The organism is Sulfobacillus sp. TH-112 (assembly GCF_057473405.1).
On the sequence record NZ_JBYCKN010000111.1, the window covers coordinates 1 to 19251 of the forward strand.

A 19251-nucleotide genomic window follows, 5' to 3' on the forward strand; every position below is an offset into this window, starting at 1 on the left:
GATGCCAGTATCTCATTTGTGTGAGCCTTGAACAGGCATCGTTTACGGTGTCCGATATCGCTATAAGGGTTGTTTGTTGTCGAACGTTTGAGATACAATTAATATATAAAGTTCGGATATGGGGTGGGGCAATGATTGAGAGGTATTCACGACCGGTGATGCAAAAATTGTGGTCGGATCAAAATCGTTACCAACGATGGTTAGACGTAGAAATCTGGGCTACTGAAGCATGGGAAACATTGGGACAGGTGCCTCGTGGTGTAGCAGAGCGATTGCGCATGCGAGCTAGTGTCTCGGCGGACCAGGTGGAAGCCCACGAGGCGATTTATCATCATGACATGCTGGCGTTTATTACGGCGGTATCAGAAACGGTGGATGCAGATGACGCCAAGTATATTCACTTTGGCCTGACCTCGACAGATGTTGTCGATACCGCGCTAGCGTCGCTCTTGACCGAGGCATTGGACCTCATTTTAGAGGATATTGATACGCTGCGAGGGGCGGTTAGGCGACGGGCCCTTGAAAATCGCGAGGTACCCACGATCGGGCGGACGCATGGGATCCATGCGGAACCGACCAGTCACGGGTTGAAATGGGCATTATGGTGGCTGGAATTGGGCCGTGACCGCGAGCGGATCGTAAGGGCCCGGGACAACATGGCCGTCATGAAACTTTCAGGTCCGGTGGGCAACTACGCGAGTCTGCCACCGGCCATTGAAGCCTATGTGGGAGAGAAGATGGGTCTCACCCCAGCACCGCTTTCCACGCAGGTGTTGCAACGTGATCGTCATGCAGAAGTGGTGACGAGCCTTGCGATTTTAGGGGGAACCTTGGACAAAATGGCGACGGAAATTCGTCATGGGCAACGGACAGAAATTGGGGAATTGGAAGAACCGTTTTCGAGCGGCCAACGTGGATCATCCGCCATGCCGCATAAGAAGAATCCCGTGAAGTGCGAACAAGTATCAGGCCTGACCCGTCTCTTGCGTGGCTATGTTATTCCGGCGCTCGAGGATATGCCTCTTTGGTATGAGCGCGACATTTCGCATTCGTCTGTGGAGCGCGTGATGCTTCCCGATGCCACCACATTGGCGGATTATCTATTAGAACAGATGACCCGCATCGTGACAGGAATGACCATCCATGCGGAAAGGATGCGAGAAAATCTTGACCTGACCGGAGGACTGGTCTTTTCGGGGAAGGTGCTGTTAGCGTTGGTAGATCACGGCTTGAGCCGTGATCATGCCTATGATGTGGTACAACGGCACGCACTATTAGCCACGCGGGATAAATCGCAAACATTTAAGGAGCGCCTTTTGCAGGACCCTGAGGTAGGCACCTTAGTGAGTCCGCCACAGTTGGAGACACTATTTGCTATTGAGCCGTATCTCAAAGAAGTCGATAGCATCTATGCACGCATTGGACTATTGGACGATGAAAAGGAGCGCAACTAACATGAGTCTCATCTATGAAGGAAAAGCTAAAAAGGTCTATACCACCGAGCAAGAGGATGTGGTGCGGGTCGAATATAAAGACTCCGCCACCGCGTTTAACGGTCAGAAGAAAGCCGAAATTCAGGGTAAGGGAGTGGTCAATGCGGCTGTGACCACCCGACTTCTGCAGTGGCTCGGTGAGCATGAGATCATGACCCACTTTCGCGAACAGATTGACGAGCGCAACCTCTTGGTCGACAAGCTGTCGATGATTGCTCTGGAGGTGGTGGTGCGCAACTGGGTGGCAGGCTCCCTGCATGAGCGCACCGGCCTCGACGAAGGCACGCCCATGGATGAACCGATACTGGAATTCTATTATAAAAATGATGCCCTCGGCGACCCGTTACTTAACGACGATCATATTCGCTTATTGGGTCTCGCCAGTCCCGACTTGGTGGCCCGGTTACGCCAGGAAGCGCTGCGAATCAACCAAGTATTAAAACCATTTTTCCTTCAAAGAGACATTATTTTGGTTGACTTCAAACTAGAATTCGGCCGGGATGCGCTAGGAGACGTGAAGCTTGGCGATGAAATATCGCCTGACACCTGTCGTTTGTGGGACAAAGCTAGCGGCGAGCGCTTGGACAAGGACCGATTTCGGCGGGATCTGGGCGGGGTCGAAGAAGCCTATCAAGAAATCTACCGAAGGGTGATGGCATAGTGGCCCGATATCGTGCAACGATTACCGTGACGTTGAAATCAGAAATTCTCGATCCTGCGGGAGAGGCGACCCAAGGAGTGCTCCATCAAATGGGATTTTCTGTGGAAGAGGTCCGCATCGGACGGCACATTACGGCCACCTTAGAGGCATCGGACAGTAATCAAGCTCTAGAGGTGGCGAACGCAATGGCGAAAGAGGTATTAGCCAATCCGGTCATGGAGATCTATCAGGTAGACGTGGTGGAATCATGAAGGTTGGTGTAGTGAGCTTTCCTGGGTCCAATTGCGATAGCGACACCATCTATGCCTTGCAGCAACTGGGCGCCTCTGTTCAACACATTGACTATCGAGACGATGACCTATCCGGCGTGTCAGGAGTGATATTGCCGGGCGGTTTCTCCTATGGAGATTATCTTCGTGGGGGAGCGCTGGCTGCCAAAGCTCCTATTATGGCGGCTATCAAAGCGGAAGTGCAAACGCGCGAATTGCCGGTATTGGGGATTTGCAATGGATTTCAGATTTTGACCGAAGCTGGGCTCTTGCCGGGGGTGCTGCGACCGAATCGCCATGGGCAATTTCGTTGCGATTGGCAAACGCTGCGGGTTGTCGAGAGCTCGCCGCGTTTTCCCGGTTTGGCCGCTGGGGATGTGATGCGTCTTCCGATTGCTCACGGAGAGGGTTCCTACTTTGTGGCGTCGGGGGAGTTGGCGACGCTATTCGATCACGGAGAGGTGTGGTTGCAATACGTGGATGAGGCTGGGTCGTTAACGGGATTGGCCAATCCCAATGGGGCGCTCGCCAATATCGCCGGCATTATGCGCGGCTCGGTGGCCGCCTTAATGCCGCATCCTGAACGGGCCATGGAAGAGTATCTTGGTTCCTCAGATGGAGCGCAACTGTTGCAAGCGTGGCTTTTGCCGATGAGAGAGGAGACAAACTAAGTGCGGGCACAGTCTGTGGGCCTAAATGCCTCGGAGTATGCGAAGATTGTGGATCTCATGGGACGCGAGCCCAATGATGTGGAACTGGGCCTATTTGGGGCGCTCTGGTCGGAGCATTGTAGCTATAAGAATACCAAGAACCTTTTGCGACGGTTGCCGCATGAGGGGGACTACGTGGTTGAAGGTCCGGGTGGGAATGCCGGTGTGGTGCGTCTGACAGACACCGCGCATATTGCGTTTAAGGTCGAGAGTCATAACCATCCGTCCTATGTGGAGCCGGTTCAAGGGGCGGCCACTGGTGTGGGGGGGATTTTGCGAGACATCATTGCCATGGGGGCTCGTCCGATTGCGCTGGCTGACGCGTTACGGTTTGGATTGGACGAGAAGAGTATGCATCTGAGAGATCTGGTCGTGAAGGGCATTGGGCAGTACGGAAATGCCATTGGTATTCCCACGGTGACCGGCGATATTGGCTATTCCCCTACCTATGCGACCAACCCTTTAGTGAATGTCTTGGCCGTGGGGGTGCGCCATCCCCAAAAAGGCATTGACGCCTCCACTGCACGAGCGGGTCAATTGATCATCCTTCTCGGACAACGAACCGGTCGCGACGGAATTCACGGGGCGAGTCTTTTGGCGTCGCAAGATTTTTCCCACGACGGTGCCGATATGCGACCGACAGTCCAAGTTGGCGATCCATTCCTTGGTAAGCTTCTCATGGAGAGCACACTGGCACTGGTGGAGAGCGGCTATTTAGCCGCATTGCAAGACTTAGGGGCTGCGGGATTGACCTCAGCGGTGGCGGAATTGTGTGCGAGTAGTGGGGTGGGAGCTCACCTGTGGTTAGATCAGGTGCCGCTGCGTGAGCCTGGCCTCACCCCGTATGAAATCATGCTCTCCGAAACTCAAGAGCGGATGCTGATGACGATCACTCCAGAGGATTTAAATAGCGTTTCGACCATCTGCGCTCAACATGAGGTGGCGATGAGCGTCATCGGCGACATCACCGACACCGGGCATCTTGAGCTTTCGTTTCAGGGCGAATTGGTCGCGGATGTGAAGGCGGAGTGGTTGGTCGACGACGCGCCGAGAAGGGCAGTGGATCCCCGGTGGTGGGACAGCCTCAATGCGTCCGTTGCGGTTTCTCAGGAAGAGACCGTCCCGTCTTTTAGTGTGGGTCTATTATTGCGGGTGCTGGAGCACCCGGATATGCAGGACCGAGAGCCCATCTATCGCCAATACGATTCGATGATTCAAACCAATACGATCCAGGGCCCGGGCCATGATGCCGCCATTCTGCGCCTACGTGGGGAAGATCGGGGATTGGTGGTGGCTGTAGCAGGCCCAGGACGCTGGTCGGCCGTCGACGCCTATGCCGGAGGCCAAGGGGCGGTGCTTCGGTCCCTGGCCGCGGTGGTGGCATCAGGGGCGACGCCGATGGGGATGACCGATGGAGTTAATGCAGGGAATCCCGATAAAGACGAGAGCTATACGCAATTGGCGGCTCTCATACGGGGTGTGGCCGATGCCGCGCAAGCGGCTCGTGTTCCAGTAACGGGGGGCAATGTCTCACTGCATAACGAAACCTCGGGAGAGTCCATTTGGCCGACGGTGATTATCGGCGTCGTGGGTTCGCATCCTGAACCGCTTGACGTAGTGGCGGACCGATTATTGGCGGTTGGTGATCGAGTAATCATGATTAACCCCGGTCCACTCGAGTGGGGTGGCTCCGTGGCAGCGATTTTGTCCGGGAGTGGGGATAGCTATCCTCGTGCCCGATTGGAACGGGTGGCCTCAACGCTCGAGGCGGTGCGTCAATGGAACAAAGCTCACACGACCAGCGTCAGCGTTGTGGGCGAGGGCGGCATGGCCGGCACGCTGGTGCGGATGATGGCCCGAAGCGACTATCGCTTGGGGTTGGACATTACCCTGAAAGAGAGCCGTTCGGAAGAGAAAACCTTGCGGTTTTACAACGAGGCGCCGTTACAATGGCTGGCGACAATCAAGGAATCGGAGCTTAAAGAGCTCCAGTCGTATTTCAGCCAGAAAGAGGTGCCGGTGTACGAATTGGGAATTGTCACCGATACGGGTCTTCTTCGAGTGGATGAAAAGTATCAATGGACTCGCAGTGACCTGTTGTCGCGATGGCGTGGACGTCATGCGGAGGTGAGTCAGTGAGCGGAGAACTCCATGAAGAGTGCGGGGTGTTTGGAATTTGGGGTGACCCAGAAGCGGCCTTAAAGGCCTATTGGGGCACCTTCAGTTTGCAGCATCGTGGTCAGGAGAGTGGCGGCATTGCGCTGCTCAACGAAAATCGCATTGTGGTCGACAAAGGGATGGGGCTCTTGCAAGATGCGGTGAGTGCTAAAAACCAGGCCGGGAGGCCGGGGCACGCAGCCATTGGCCATGTCCGCTATTCCACCACCGGTGAGTCGGCAGAAGTGAATGCTCAGCCACTCTTGATGCACACGCGATTTGGGGCATTGGCATTGGCGCATAATGGGAATTTAGTCAATCATGCCTCATTGCGCCGAACCGTGGAGAGGGAGGGAGCCATCTTTCAAGGGACGAGTGACAGTGAAGTGCTGGCCCATCTGCTGGCGCGCAGTGCTGAGAGCAATTTTGAGGACGCCTTGTTGGAAGCACTATCGCAGCTCAAGGGGGGCTTTGCCTTTGTGCTCCTCACCACCGAAGGGCTCTATGGCATGCGCGATCCGCATGGTATTCGTCCCCTGGTATTGGGTCGGACACCTGATGGAGCCTGGGTGTTGGCATCAGAAACCTGTGCTCTCGATATGATTGGTGGCCAGTGGTTAAGGGACATTCGTCCGGGAGAGATGATTCACATCAGCGCGGCGGGGACGGTCTCGCGACAATTTTCAGTGGGAACCTCGGAGAACACCTGCGCGTTTGAAGTCATCTATTTTTCCCGTCCAGATTCGCAGTTGCAAGGGGAGTCAATGCATTTGAAGCGGCGGGTGTTGGGGAAAAAGTTGGCTGAAGAGCACCCCGCCGAAGGTGACGTTGTGGTGGGCGTGCCTGATTCCAGTTTGCCGGCTGCGATGGGGTTTGCGGAGGCCTCGGGCATTCCGTTTGATTTCGGGTTGGTGAAAAATCGCTATATTGCGCGGACGTTTATTGCGCCAAAGGCCCAAGATCGCTCTCAAGGGGTGCAATTAAAGCTTTCGGCGGTGAAAGAAGTGGTTCAGGGGCGCCGAGTGATACTCATTGACGATAGTTTGGTGCGAGGTACCACCTCTCGGCACATCATTGGACTACTTCGGCGCGCCGGTGCCAAAGAGGTGCACATGCGAATTGCCTCACCGCCATACCTTGAGCCTTGCCACTATGGGATTGACACCTCAAGGGCTGGGGAACTTGCGGCTCGTAACCTGACAGTCAAGGAATTATCAGAAATGGTTGGAGCCGACTCGCTGGCGTTTCTTTCGCCGGAGGGATTGGTCGATGCCCTGGGGAGTCAAGGATGGTGCTTGGCCTGCTTTGGCCGCGGGTATCCGGTACCTATCGAAGAGGAGGATGTCCATGTTTAGGGATGATGACACGGCACATATCACCTACGAATCGTCAGGAGTGAGTATCGATCGCGGCAACCGGGCGGTGGAACTCATTAAGCCCTTAGCCCAGAGCACCCGGCGCAGCGAAGTGGTAACCGATGTCGGGGGCTTTGCCGGCGCCTTTAAACTGGGGCAAGAAGAGATTTTGGCAGGGGCCGACGGTGTTGGATCAAAGTTACTGCTTGCCCAACAATTGGAGAAATATGACACCATCGGGATTGATTTGGTGGCGATGAATGTGAATGATGTCCTAGCGTCGGGCGGCGAGCCGCTATTCTTCTTGGACTATTTGGCCATGGGGCGGATTGTCCCTGAACGGGTGAGAGACCTGGTTTCGGGCATGGTCGAAGGATGTCGGCAGGCGGGCTGTGCATTGTTGGGTGGGGAAACCTCGGAGATGCCGGATCTGTACCACGAGAATCATTTTGACCTCTCCGGATTTGCGGTGGGACGTCGAGTCTATCGAGCCGACCATGAGCCGTCTTTAGGAGATGTGGTCCTCGGCATTGCCGCATCCGGATTTCACTCCAACGGCTATCAATTGATTCGTACCATTTTAGAGAAGAGAAAAATTGACATGGCAAGCGACCTCTTAGGTCAACCCATCGGTGACGTTCTACTCACCCCGACGCGCATTTATGTGTCGGTGGTGCGAGACTTGTGGGAGACATGCGATGTGCGTGCCATGGCGCACATTACCGGTGGAGGACTTCGGGAAAACCTGCCTCGTACACTGGGGTCGGTGGGGGTGGAGTTAGTGTGGGATAGTTGGCCCATCCTACCGGAAATGCGAATGATTCAAGACTGGGGCAACATCCCCCAAGATGAAATGCTGCGCACCTTTAATTGTGGCATTGGATTCACCATTGTCCTACCTCCAAACCAAGTCATAGAGGCGCAACGTGTCATCGAGAAGCATGGCATGGCCGCCTATGCCATTGGGACTGTTGTGGACAAAGAGGGAGTCACGGTGCGATGAGGTGGGCGGTATTAGTCGGAGGGACAGGATCCAACTTGCGGGCTATCCTCGCTAGTGGGCTGACGGTGGACCTGGTGGTTTCGCATAAAGCGGGAGTGGGGGCATTAGATATTGCCCGTGAGTTTAATGTGAAAAGCGCGGTGTTGCGCGGAAAAGATTATCCCGATCGAACGTTGTATGACCAGGCGCTCTTTGAACTCTTGCGGCAACATCAGATTGATGCGGTAGCGATGGCAGGATTTCTGCGCTGGCTCACCCCTGAGATATTGCGGCGATATCCGGGGAGCATTATTAACTTACATCCCTCTCTCTTACCGGCCTATCCCGGTCTTGAAGCAATTGAGCGGGCTTATCACGACCGGGTTTGGTGGAGTGGTGTGACGGTGCATTTTGTGGATGAGGGGCATGACAGTGGTCCCATCATTAGCCAAGTACCGGTACCGCGGTATCCGGAAGATTCGCTTGAGACATTTCAAGAGCGTATTCATGAGGCTGAGCACCGGCTCTATCCGCGGGTTCTCCATGCCATGAATGACGGTCTGGTCACCCTGAAAGACTCAACAGTGCACTATCCTAAGGAGGCTGAACCATGGATTCATGGGCGTTAATCAGTGTTAGCGACAAAACCGGATTAGAAAGTTTGGCACGACAATTTGTGAGGGATGGATTGAAGCTATTGGCCACCTCCAGTACCGCTCGGTATCTTGGAGAGAAAGGGCTCGAAGTGCATTCGGTGGAGTCCCTCACGGGGTTTGGAGAGGTGCTCGGAGGTCGCGTCAAGACGCTTCACCCTCTCATTTACGGAGGCCTCTTAGCGACCTCGGAAAAGAGCCATCAGCAACAACGGATGGCTATGGGAGCGCCCGATATTCGCGTGGTGGTGGTGAATCTCTATCCGTTTGAGCGCCGTTTTCAAGAAGGGCTTACGGGCGATGCGCTCATTGAAGAAATTGACATTGGGGGTGTTTCGCTAATTCGCGCCGCGGCAAAAAATTATCAGCGCGTTGCGATATTGGTCTCTCCGGAGCAATATGCATCCTATCTAGAGCGATCGGCGACAGAGCGCGATGATGCTTATCGACGCGAATTAGCGGTGCAGGCCTTTCGGCATGTCACCTATTACGACGGCGTGATTGCCTCGGCATTGGCGGATGATTTTAATGGTACCTGGCCGGAGCAGATGACCCTGACAGGAACCCGGACCGGCGAATTGCGCTATGGTGAGAATCCTCATCAGCCGGGCGCCTTTTATCATTATGCCGCCAAAGAGGGATTTTCCGCAGCCCATCTCCTTCAAGGAAAGGCGCTCTCGTTCAATAACTATGCGGATGCGGATGCAGCCGTCAAATTGGCCGTGCAGTTTGAGAGTCCCGTGGCCGTGGCCGTGAAACACCAGACGCCTTGTGGAGTGGGACTGGGTGAAGACATTGGATTGGCGTACGAGAAGGCCCATGCGGCAGATTCGGTCTCGATCTTTGGAGGGGTGGTGGCCCTGAACCGGCCGATTGACGAATCACTGGCGCGAAGATTGACGGAAATCTTTTTGGAGGTCATTATTGCTCCCGCCGTGACCGACGAGGCACAAGCGGTCTTTCGCGCTAAGAAAAACTTGCGGGTCTTGGTGATGCCGTTTGAGTGGATGCCGTCATGGGATCTGAAGGGCGTGTTGGGAGGATTCTTGATTCAACCGAGTGATGCTGTCACGGTGTCGGATACGATGTGGCACCAGGTCGCAGGTCCGAGGTGGCAAGATATGACAACAGTGGAGGATATGACACTGGCTTGGACCACTGTGGCATCGGTGAAGTCCAACGCCATCGTGGTGGTCAAGGATGGACAAACCCTTGGCATTGGGGGCGGTCAGACTAATCGCATCGATGCCGCCCGCCAGGCGCTAGACCGCGCCGGCGAGGGGGCCCGAGGCGCCGTGCTGGCCTCAGACGGCTTCTTCCCCTTTGGCGACGTGGTGGAATTGGCAGCAGAGCGCGGGATCACTGTGATTGTGCAGCCGGGGGGATCGGTGCGCGATCAAGATTCGGTCGATGGCGCCGAAAACCATCAAATCGCATTAGTAGTGACAGGAGAACGGCACTTTCGACACTAGGGGGACGGGTGATGCGAGAAGCACTAGTAATAGGGTCCGGGGCGCGTGAACATGCTATAGTCCGGTCATTGAAAATGAGTGGGGCTCAGGTGTGGGCAAGCCCCGGAAACGGCGGCATCGCGCATGACGCGACCATCGTAGCCGCGAGCACACCGGAAGACATCGGGGCATATTTTGGCGTTCGACGTCCGTTGGTGGTCATCGGTCCGGAGGCTCCACTGGCGGAAGGCTGGGCGGACGCTTTGCGCACCATGGGGTTTTTGGTTGTGGGCCCGAATCAAGCGGCGGCACGGTTAGAAAGTAGTAAGGATCATGCTAAGGCGGTCATGACGGAGTATGGTATTCCGACTGCCCGTTCCCAAACGCACTTTTCTGCGCAGGAGTTGCGGACTGCCATTGCGCGGGAGTCTCACTGGCCGAAGGTATTGAAATTAAGTGGACTGGCTCAAGGAAAAGGAGTTCGCATTGTCGAATCAGCCGATGACGCTGAAGCGGTGGTCGGCGAATGGGAATCGCAATCGCGCCCATTTGACGAAGGGGTGCTGTGGGAAGATTACCTGGTGGGCTATGAAATTTCTGTGCAAGTGATTACCAATGGTAGTCATTACGAATGGTTGCCCATCGCACAAGACTATAAACGGTTAAATTCGGATCCCCACAGTCCCAATACCGGGGGGATGGGGGCCGAAGCACCATTTGTGCAATTAAGTTCCAGAGAGCGGGCGCAAATTAACCAACAGGTGTTTGACCCTATCATGCAGTACCTCAAGACGGAATCCCTCTTATATCGGGGAGTGCTGTATGCGGGGCTGATGATGACCGCTGAGGGGCCCAAGGTGCTCGAATTTAATGTGCGGCTCGGAGACCCTGAAACGGAAGTGGTGATTCCCATCATGAAATGTGACTGGTGGGATGTGTGGGAGCGGGTGAGCCGAGGAGAGGTGCCGTCACTCCCGCAGCCATCTTCTTTTGCCGTCGCCGTAGTGATGGCGGCCGAGGGTTATCCCAATGATCCGAAAAAAGGCATGGCTATTCACGTGAATCAGCAGCTTCGCAATGCGGAGATCTATCACGGCGGCACCGAATCTCGTGAGGGCGAGATCGTCAGTGTGGGTGGACGGGTGCTTGCGGTGGTGGGAGAAGGCGAGACTCTTGAGCATGCGCGACGCCTAGCGTATGATCAAGTAGAGCAGATTGACTTTCCGTTGAGTTACTATCGGCAGGACATTGCCAGTCATGCCGAACAGCGGTGATGAAGAGAGGGGGACTGCGGAGATGGGACGTCATCAGCGACGTTTACGCCAGCCCGCATCGTGTCCTCAGTGTGAGAGTTTAGTTTTTGAATATTACCACTGGCGGCCCGATCTGTTTTCTGAAGCTTATAGCTATACGTGCAGCGGCTGCGGATATGAGGCTTGGGAAATCACCAATGATTTGGGTGAACGCCAGCATGGGGAGACCTGGGCGACCTGTGGATGTTGTGGACGCGTGCTACGCTCCGGGGATGCTGCCCTGAACGGATATGGCGAGCGATGTGGTGCGGGAAAGTGCCATTGCCATCATCGGCAGCGACAATCCTTTACGCGGCGGCCGATGCCCATCGCGGACAGCGGTCTCGCACAAACATTATTATTTCAAGAACACGATGTCGATGGCTGAATCAATGTCGCCTATGGGACGCGTGTTGCCTCGCCGTGTGAACCGGGATGCGGCATGGAATGCGAACGGGATGGCCGAGAATTATCTCAGAGCGGCACAAGACTCTGGCGCAAGGAATTAATTGGATTGTTAAGATGAAACCAGGTTGGGAATCCTTCCACAAGAGATTGACGGGAGGTGCCAGCCATGGTTGGGCGGCGGTGGGAGCATGCAACAGCGGTAGTACTAGGTGCACTGATGTTGGCAGGGTGTAGCGTGAGCATGGGGTCGCCGTCGCCAGAGCACGGGAGTACCAGTTCCAGTCATCATTCCAGCGATTCTAGTGGCGGTGGTTCCAGTTCTGGAGGCTCCTCCGACAAGGGATCATCGAGTGGTGGCAGTTCTTCCGGTGGCAGTTCTTCCGGTGGCAGTTCCTCCGATAGTAGCTCGTCAAGTTCTCCCTCAATGGAAATTCAGAAGGCGGTTCGCGACGAAATGGAAACACCGAAAATGCAAAAGGTGATTGGAGAGAGTGTCTCATCAACCAAACTTGATTTGGCATTAATGAGTCCCGTAGGTCAGACAGCATTAGAGAAGTCGGTCGCTATGGCGTTAGCCAGTCCTACCATCCAAAAGCAAATCGAATTGGATGTGACCAAGTCCCTTGCGACGCCGCAAATGACCTCAACCATAGATATGGCGGTGAAGTCGTCGTTGATGAAAATGGCGACCAGTTCCAGCTCGAGTTCGAGTAGCGGCAAGTCGAGCTCACAAAGCGGGGGATCTTCCTCAAGTGGCGGGGGGAGCTCAAGCTCATCGGGCGGCAGCTCGAGTGGGGGGAGTTCTAGCGGCGGAGGGAGCAGTTCTGGATAGGCGAGTGACCCCAAAAGGTTGCAGGTCGGAAGTGACCCGGGTATGCTAAATGAGGACGAGATATTTCACTAAAAGGGTATAGAGGAGGGGCGCGCAGTTTGAGCTGCGCTTTCCATATGAATCCAAAATTGAAGACGCACGACACCGATGTGTTATGCGAGGCTATTCTAAGTCTTACCACTGTGGACGAATGTTATGCACTCCTGGAAGATATGTTAACGATAAGTGAGATTCAATCCATTGCCCAGCGTTTAGCGGTGGCACGGATGCTTGATGAAGGCCAAACCTATGATGACATTGAGAAGCTTACCGGCGCATCGTCAGCCACCATTTCTCGCGTCAAGCGTTGCTTGACATTTGGAGCCGATGGCTATCGTTTAGTGTTAGATCGGGTTAAAAAATAAGGATCAGTGCAATGAGCTTGGATTGCTTGAGCTTTTTTTGTCGATGACCTCCCAAAGTTGAGAAGGACATGCTGTGGCGTGCTGATATGCATGTCGTGCGGATGGGACAGTCCAGAGGGTCACTTTTATAAGTGCCCCTTTTCCGTGCGACGAACATTGATGGATTAACGACAGGAGCTTTTGCGTTGCGGCCCGCACTAGTGCGTCTACGAGAACACCATGGTTCTCAACTTAGGGCCGGGGTGCCGGTAATCTTGGCGATATCCGCCGAAGCAGCTCTGTCAATCCAGTGGAAATCCGGCTTTAAGGTCGACGGCAATCGCCCGTTTGAGTTGAGGCTTGGGTATCTAGAAAGAACGCTCGGTCGCCATCTTGTCACACTTCGCATTGGAGAAATGCGTAGCTCCCGAAATTTCCTAGATTAAGTTCTTGGGGCTTAGAAGACTCCGCTACACGGAAATAGAGGCTTGACAGCACGTAAAAGACGCATCTTCCGTCATGAAGTCGAGTAACCACGTCTTAGGCGCCCGCTGGAGGGCTTGACTATCCACAACGCGGGTGTCGAGATGACCATCCGAGTCCAAAATTTTTATCTCGTGGTGACTATAAATCGAATCGCCTCACGGCCCAGTGGGAAACTTGCGCTATCGCTGGACGAGAAGAACTAGGCCACGGCATGCCCGACACTAGACATCAGGTGATGCAAGGCTAAGACAAACGCGATGCTGGATATCTCTAAATCGCGCTGTCGCGGGGCACGGGTCACCACGCCACTCTGTTCCCGCGATGTCCTCGACATCTTGTCACCATGCGAGTTTTCTGGGGAATGACTGGGCCTAAAAATGGTCGGTACACCGGGCCGACGATCATAACGATCACTTTTTTAAGACAATCTAGACGATGCCTCGCGCTTGGTGCATAATTATATTAATGCATTACTATAATAAAGCATTGAGAGGAGATAACATATGGACCTCACGGGATATATGACGGAGTTGGGTTATTTTTATAACGGAGCGCCGCGGGGATTTTCGATCAGCGGTGGCCAGCTAACGATTTGGTCGTGGGACGAACCGTACCAGCAAGCCGCGGACGAGTTGAACGCGTTGGGGGAGCGCCTCTTAGCACGGCATTTTATCCAGGGAGCGGGTCGCTTGGACCAGACCTTCCGTCAGGGAGCCCCGGTATGGTGTGCGCCATTGTCGTTGCACTGTTTGGTGGATGTGGAAATTGTTGCTGAGCACGCGTCGTTAGCTGAAGGTCAGATGGCACTTTGGACGCAGAGAGGATATCGTGTGAAGCAAGTGAATCAACCCGATGACGATTTTTTCGGTCTGGTGATTGATACGCGGGTGAACCCAATGCGCTATAGCGGAAAGCTTCCCAGCTATCCCCCATCGGGCTTGCTCTATCAATCATGGCATTAGGGTTCTCCATGCTGGTATAATTGAGGTATTACAGCTGGGAGGAACCTCAATGAATTTGCTTGATGAATTAAACGATCCACAACGGCAGGCGTGTGTTGCCATTGATGGTCCGGTACTCGTATTGGCGGGGGCGGGTAGCGGCAAGACAAGAACCTTAACCTATCGCATTGCACACCTTATTCAAAGCCAAGGAGTTCACCCCAGCCAAATTTTGGCGTTTACTTTTACCAATAAAGCGGCACGCGAAATGAAAAGCCGTATTAGCGCCTTAATCGGGCCCGAGAGTCGATTTATGTGGGTAGGCACATTTCATTCCGTGGCGGTGCGGATTCTCAGGGAAAATATTCAACAACTCGGTTATGATTCTCGATTTGTGGTCTATGATACCGACGATACCAAGGCATTACTGAGAGATATTGTAAAGGAATTAAACTGGGACGACAAAGAGTGGCCGCCATCGCTCTTTCTTAACGGCATCAGTCGTGCAAAAAATCGTTTTCAGTCTCCCGAACAGTGGGAAGACCATAGCTTTTATGGTGAGCGCGTGTTGGAGGTGTACAAGCGGTATCAGCGGCGGTTAAAGGCCCTCAATGCCCTAGACTTTGACGACTTAATCTTTCAAACTGTGTCGCTACTCGAGACCAAACCCGAAATCCGCTTGCAATATCAAGAACGCTTTCGATACGTGTTGGTGGATGAATATCAAGACACCAACATGGCCCAATACCAATTTGTGCGGCATCTGGTGGGGCCCGAAGGGAATTTATGCGCTGTGGGTGACGATGACCAGTCCATTTATGGCTGGCGTGGCGCCGATATGCGTAACATCTTAGAGTTTCAACGCGATTTTCCTGGGGCGCAAATTGTGCGTCTGGAGGAAAATTATCGCTCGACCCAAATCATACTAGACGCCGCAAATGCGGTGGTGAGAAATAATCAGGAAAGATTAGGGAAAGAACTCTTCACGAATAAAGCATCAGGACAGAAAATTCGTGTCTATCGAGCCCCAGACGAAGAAAGCGAAGCATGGTATGCCGCTGAGGTGATTCACGAGGCGGTTAGGCAGGGTCGGCGGTTGTCAGATTGCGCTATACTCTATCGCACCAATGCCCAGTCGAGAGCGTTTGAAATGGCGATGTCGCGAGCAGGTATTAACTATCGTTTGGTGGGCGGTAAACGATTTTATGAGCGCAAAGAAGTCAAAGACGTGTTGGCGTACTTGCGGGTCGTCTTCAATCCGAGTGATGACTTGTCTCTGTTGCGGATTATTAATTATCCTCGTCGGGGCATTGGCGATGTCGCACAAAGGCGTTTGCGGGAATACGCCGACGAGCATCGTCAGTCCTTAGTGGATACCCTAGGGGAAGCGGACCTAATCGAGGGATTATCGGCGCAAGCGCGTCGGGCGTCACGGGAACTAGCGGAATTACTGAAGAGCTTTTATGACATGTCTAACGTGGGTTTGGCGGATCGGGTACGGCACATTGCCGAATCGAGTGGCATTATGATTCAATTGCGCCAAGAGAAGACGCGTGAGGCGGACGACCGTCTAGAAAACATTGGAGAACTGATTTCGGAGGCCAAACGTTTTGAAGACGAGCAGGGAACGCCTGACTTGGGTGAATTTCTGGGATGGGTGTCTCTGGTATCCGATTGGGATGAAACCAATGAAGATGGCGGCGGGGTATGGCTGATGACGGTGCATAGTGCCAAGGGATTGGAATTTCCTGTGGTGATTGTGGCGGGTCTGGAGGAAGGTGTCTTTCCGCATATGCGGTCGTTGGACGACGGCACCGTTGAAGAAGAACGGCGGCTGATGTATGTGGCATTGACGCGGGCGGAAGAGGAGCTACATTTAACGTGCGCGGAAACACGTACCATGTTAGGCCGAACTTCAGCCAATCCAGCCTCACGTTTTCTTAAAGAAGTCCCGGAAAGCCTGTTAGGTCGCGGAGAACGAATTGCAGCTCCAGATCGTGCGACGGCTGCAGTGAATCATCGCATGGAAGGATTAAGTCTCGGAGAACGTGTCAGACATCCACGATTTGGATGGGGAACCATTGTGGCCCTGCGCGGTGATGGGGACGAGCGCGAGGTGACGATTGCGTTTCCGGGGGGTGGAGTGCGGTCATTTCTTGCCAAGTTTGCTCAATTGACACGGGAGGAGATGGAAACGAGTGGCGCCTGAGGGGGTTAGCATCAAGATTGCCCAATTGCGCGATGTCGTGAAGGAATATAGCTATCAGTACCATGTGTTGGATACCCCGCAGGTGTCAGACGCTGAATATGATCAACTGGTGGCTGAACTTAAACGCTTAGAGGCATTAGAACCCACGCCAGAAGGCGAACCGTCACCGACCACGGCCGTGGGGGGAAAGCCGCTGGGAGATTTTAAGCAAGTGAAATTTGAGCGCCCCGTACTGAGCCTCGGGAATCTTCATTCGTATGAAGAATTTGAAGCCTATGCTCTGCGCATTCGGGCATCAATTTCGGACGATGCTGCGTTAGAATGGACCGCTGAGTTAAAAATTGACGGACTGAGCGTCATTTTGGAATACCGGGAGGGAGCGCTTTTCCGCGCGGCGACGCGTGGAGACGGCGCGGTGGGTGAGGATGTGACACTGAATGTCCGAGAAATTCAGGCCATCCCGAAAGTATTGCGCTATCCCCTCTCAGGGCAGTTTAGGGGTGAAGTTTATATGCCCCGAAGCCAGTTTCAGGCGCTTAACAGCGATCGTCTGACGCGGTCCCTCGTGCCTTTTGCTAATCCGCGCAATGCGGCGGCCGGCTCACTGCGTCAACTCGATCCGCGTATTACCGCCGAGCGGAATCTTTCTGCGTTCATCTACGAGATTCGCGATCTCGAGGGCAATTGGCCCGTAGCGCGCCAAAGCGAAGCATTAGCGTGGCTAAAGGAGGCCGGATTGCCAGTAGAAGATCACTGGCACCTCTGTCGGTCGAATCAAGACGTGAAAGAGTTCATCGATCGATTTCAGAACCACCGTCCGGATCTGGATTTTGACATTGATGGACTCGTGCTGAAGCTGGACCGTCTGGCATGGCACGATCTGCTAGGAGCGACGCACACGGCACCCCGATGGGCGATGGCCTACAAATTTCCGCCGGAAGAAGCCTTGACCACGATACGTGATATCGTGATTTCGGTTGGGCGTACCGGAACCCTGACGCCGACGGCCGAACTCGATCCGGTGTTTTTGGCAGGCACTCGCGTGAGTCGGGCGTCGCTGCATAATGAAGACATTTTGCGGGAACTGGATGTTCGGATTGGAGATCAGGTCTTCGTGAGGAAGGCCGGCGAAATTATTCCGGAAGTGGTGCGGGTGGAAACAAAATTGCGGGCTGAGGGCAGTGTGCGCTTTCAATTCCCGGATCGTTGTCCTGCCTGTGGTGCCAGCGTGGTAAGAATACCGGGTGAATCCGCGCACCGGTGCACGGCAGGATTAAGTTGTCCCGCTCAATTGCGCGAATCGGTCATTCATTTCGCTTCACGCGATGCCATGGATATCGAAGGATTGGGTGAAAAGACGGTGGATGTCTTTTTGGCCGAAAAACGAATCGCGTCGATTGCAGACATTTACCGACTCACTTTTGATGATATTCGGACTCTCCCGAGATTTGGCGATCTATCGTCGGAAAAGTTGTACCAGAGTATTGAGAAATCCAAAGGCCAGCCATTATCGCGACTTCTCTATGGACTCGGGATTCGCTTTGTCGGTGAGCGGGGGGCGATGGCTTTGGCACAATACTTTGAGACACTCGAGGCGCTGCGAGTCGCAGATGTGGAGACCTTGGTGGCCGTTCCTGACGTGGGGCCGCGGACAGCAGAGAGCGTGTATCAATTTTTTCGCGAGCCGCACAATATGAAAATTCTCGATCAGTTGGTTGCCTTAGGAGTCAATACTAAAGAACCGCGCACTGAAGTGGCATTAAAGCCCTTAGAGGGTCAGGTGTTGGTACTAACGGGAACGCTGACATCGATGACTCGCAAGGAGGCCGAGCAACGGCTCCAATCGCTCGGTGCGCAAGTCACAGGTTCGGTGTCTCAGAATACAACGGCAGTGATATATGGAGAAAAGGCTGGTGCCAAACTGGAGCGTGGACGAGAGTTAGGAATTTCAGTCATGAACGAGGAGGAATTTTTGTCTTGGTTAGCGAATCACCACGGGTAAATTATTTGTGTCAAGTCGGTTAACGCATCATACGGTGGCATATACGGCACATTGACAGCGATTACGCTAAATTTATCCATTGTCCCAACAGGGCTACGACCCTATAATGGTGTACATGGGTAAGAGGTGTCGAACCATGTATCCCACTCGACCTTAAATTCTTTATATTTTTCGATAGTCTGATATCGAATGGAAGCATTCGATGATTTCGGGAAGGAGCGAGCGCCGTGGCAAACCGCGTGCTGGAGGTCAATAATCTTCAAACACATTTTTTTACCGATGAAGGGGTCGTGCCCTCGGTTGACGGCATTAGTTTTTACATTAATCAAGAAGAAACCTTAGGAATCGTGGGCGAATCGGGTAGTGGTAAAAGTGTGACCTCTTTATCAATTATGCGGCTTGTGCCAAATCCCCCAGGACGTATTGTGGGAGGCGACATTCTGTTCCAAGGAGAACATCTGCTCAAGAAATCTCCCGATGAAATGCGCAAAATTCGGGGTAATGACATGGCGATGATATTTCAAGAACCCATGAGTTCATTGAACCCGGTTTACACGGTCGGCGATCAAATTGCGGAGTCGGTGGTGTTGCACCAACAGGTGACCAAGAGAGAAGCATTTAATCGTGCGGTGGAAATGTTGCGATTGGTAGGAATCCCTGCACCCGAGCGGCGTGCCCGGGAATATCCCCACCAACTCTCAGGTGGTATGCGCCAACGTATTATGATCGCGATGGCGTTGGCCTGTAATCCTAAGCTCTTGATTGCGGACGAGCCGACCACGGCGTTGGATGTGACGATTCAGGCGCAGATTCTTGAACTCATGAAAAAGCTTAAAAGCGAGTTTCACGCCGCCATTATGCTCATTACTCACGACTTAGGGGTCGTGGCTGAAATGTGTGATCGAGTCGCCGTAATGTATGCCGGTAAAGTGGTTGAGGAAGGCACCACAGTAGACATCTTCCGCGA

The 19251-nt window shown here is 53.8% G+C and carries 18 protein-coding genes; 17 read left to right on the forward strand and 1 reads right to left on the reverse strand.

Annotated features, from left to right (window positions below; translation table 11 throughout):
- Positions 1 to 131 precede the first annotated feature (131 nt).
- The 13 genes from purB to ACOJWD_RS07530 all read left to right on the forward strand — a co-directional run bounded on the left by purB (position 132) and on the right by ACOJWD_RS07530 (position 12667).
- On the forward strand, positions 132 to 1454 hold the full coding sequence (purB, locus tag ACOJWD_RS07470) for an adenylosuccinate lyase (protein ID WP_486992598.1): 1323 nt from the start codon (positions 132 to 134) through the stop codon (positions 1452 to 1454).
- Position 1455: 1 nt separating this feature from the next.
- On the forward strand, positions 1456 to 2154 hold the full coding sequence (gene purC / locus ACOJWD_RS07475) for a phosphoribosylaminoimidazolesuccinocarboxamide synthase (RefSeq protein WP_486992599.1): 699 nt from the start codon (positions 1456 to 1458) through the stop codon (positions 2152 to 2154).
- A complete protein-coding gene (gene purS / locus ACOJWD_RS07480) occupies positions 2154 to 2405 on the forward strand; it encodes a phosphoribosylformylglycinamidine synthase subunit PurS (RefSeq protein WP_486992600.1) in 252 nt (83 codons plus the stop codon). Before purC ends, purS begins: the two co-directional genes overlap by 1 nt.
- Complete coding sequence (purQ, locus tag ACOJWD_RS07485) at positions 2402 to 3094, forward strand: phosphoribosylformylglycinamidine synthase subunit PurQ (RefSeq protein WP_486992601.1); 693 nt, start codon at positions 2402 to 2404, stop codon at positions 3092 to 3094. Before purS ends, purQ begins: the two co-directional genes overlap by 4 nt.
- Positions 3095 to 5272, forward strand: a complete 2178-nt coding sequence (purL, locus tag ACOJWD_RS07490; RefSeq protein ID WP_486992602.1) for a phosphoribosylformylglycinamidine synthase subunit PurL — start codon at positions 3095 to 3097, stop codon at positions 5270 to 5272.
- Complete coding sequence (gene purF / locus ACOJWD_RS07495; RefSeq protein ID WP_486992603.1) at positions 5269 to 6645, forward strand: amidophosphoribosyltransferase; 1377 nt, start codon at positions 5269 to 5271, stop codon at positions 6643 to 6645. The genes purL and purF overlap by 4 nt, the downstream gene beginning before the upstream one ends.
- Positions 6638 to 7648 (forward strand): phosphoribosylformylglycinamidine cyclo-ligase, encoded by a 1011-nt coding sequence (purM, locus tag ACOJWD_RS07500; RefSeq protein ID WP_486992604.1) that lies wholly within the window; start codon positions 6638 to 6640, stop codon positions 7646 to 7648. The genes purF and purM overlap by 8 nt, the downstream gene beginning before the upstream one ends.
- A complete protein-coding gene (gene purN / locus ACOJWD_RS07505) occupies positions 7645 to 8256 on the forward strand; it encodes a phosphoribosylglycinamide formyltransferase (RefSeq protein WP_486992605.1) in 612 nt (203 codons plus the stop codon). Before purM ends, purN begins: the two co-directional genes overlap by 4 nt.
- Entirely contained in the window at positions 8238 to 9752 is a 1515-nt protein-coding gene (gene purH, locus ACOJWD_RS07510) for a bifunctional phosphoribosylaminoimidazolecarboxamide formyltransferase/IMP cyclohydrolase (RefSeq protein ID WP_486992606.1), read from the forward strand. Before purN ends, purH begins: the two co-directional genes overlap by 19 nt.
- Positions 9753 to 9763: 11 nt before the next feature.
- Positions 9764 to 11005: a phosphoribosylamine--glycine ligase gene (purD, locus tag ACOJWD_RS07515; protein WP_486992607.1), complete on the forward strand. Its 1242-nt coding sequence runs from the start codon at positions 9764 to 9766 to the stop codon at positions 11003 to 11005.
- A 22-nt stretch (positions 11006 to 11027) separates the two neighbouring features.
- Positions 11028 to 11411, forward strand: a complete 384-nt coding sequence (locus ACOJWD_RS07520; protein ID WP_486992608.1) for a hypothetical protein — start codon at positions 11028 to 11030, stop codon at positions 11409 to 11411.
- Between the two features lie 186 nt (positions 11412 to 11597).
- Entirely contained in the window at positions 11598 to 12263 is a 666-nt protein-coding gene (locus ACOJWD_RS07525) for a hypothetical protein (RefSeq protein WP_486992609.1), read from the forward strand.
- Positions 12264 to 12379: 116 nt separating this feature from the next.
- The gene (locus ACOJWD_RS07530) at positions 12380 to 12667 is read left to right on the forward strand and encodes a YerC/YecD family TrpR-related protein (protein ID WP_486992615.1); all 288 of its coding nucleotides are present in this window, start codon (positions 12380 to 12382) and stop codon (positions 12665 to 12667) included.
- A 664-nt stretch (positions 12668 to 13331) separates the two neighbouring features.
- On the opposite strand, the gene ACOJWD_RS07535 is transcribed toward ACOJWD_RS07530, so the two are convergent.
- Positions 13332 to 13466, reverse strand: a complete 135-nt coding sequence (locus tag ACOJWD_RS07535; protein WP_486992610.1) for a hypothetical protein — start codon at positions 13464 to 13466, stop codon at positions 13332 to 13334.
- A gap of 169 nt (positions 13467 to 13635) precedes the next feature.
- Between ACOJWD_RS07535 and ACOJWD_RS07540 the strand changes: the two genes are divergently transcribed.
- From ACOJWD_RS07540 to ACOJWD_RS07555, 4 genes are all read left to right on the forward strand, one after another.
- Positions 13636 to 14094, forward strand: a complete 459-nt coding sequence (locus ACOJWD_RS07540) for a hypothetical protein (protein WP_486992611.1) — start codon at positions 13636 to 13638, stop codon at positions 14092 to 14094.
- A 49-nt stretch (positions 14095 to 14143) separates the two neighbouring features.
- Complete coding sequence (locus ACOJWD_RS07545) at positions 14144 to 16282, forward strand: ATP-dependent helicase (RefSeq protein ID WP_486992612.1); 2139 nt, start codon at positions 14144 to 14146, stop codon at positions 16280 to 16282.
- Positions 16272 to 18284: an NAD-dependent DNA ligase LigA gene (gene ligA / locus ACOJWD_RS07550; protein ID WP_486992613.1), complete on the forward strand. Its 2013-nt coding sequence runs from the start codon at positions 16272 to 16274 to the stop codon at positions 18282 to 18284. The genes ACOJWD_RS07545 and ligA overlap by 11 nt, the downstream gene beginning before the upstream one ends.
- A 227-nt stretch (positions 18285 to 18511) precedes the next feature.
- Positions 18512 to 19251 (forward strand): ABC transporter ATP-binding protein (locus ACOJWD_RS07555; RefSeq protein ID WP_486992614.1); only part of this gene is annotated, 740 nt, incomplete at its 3' end.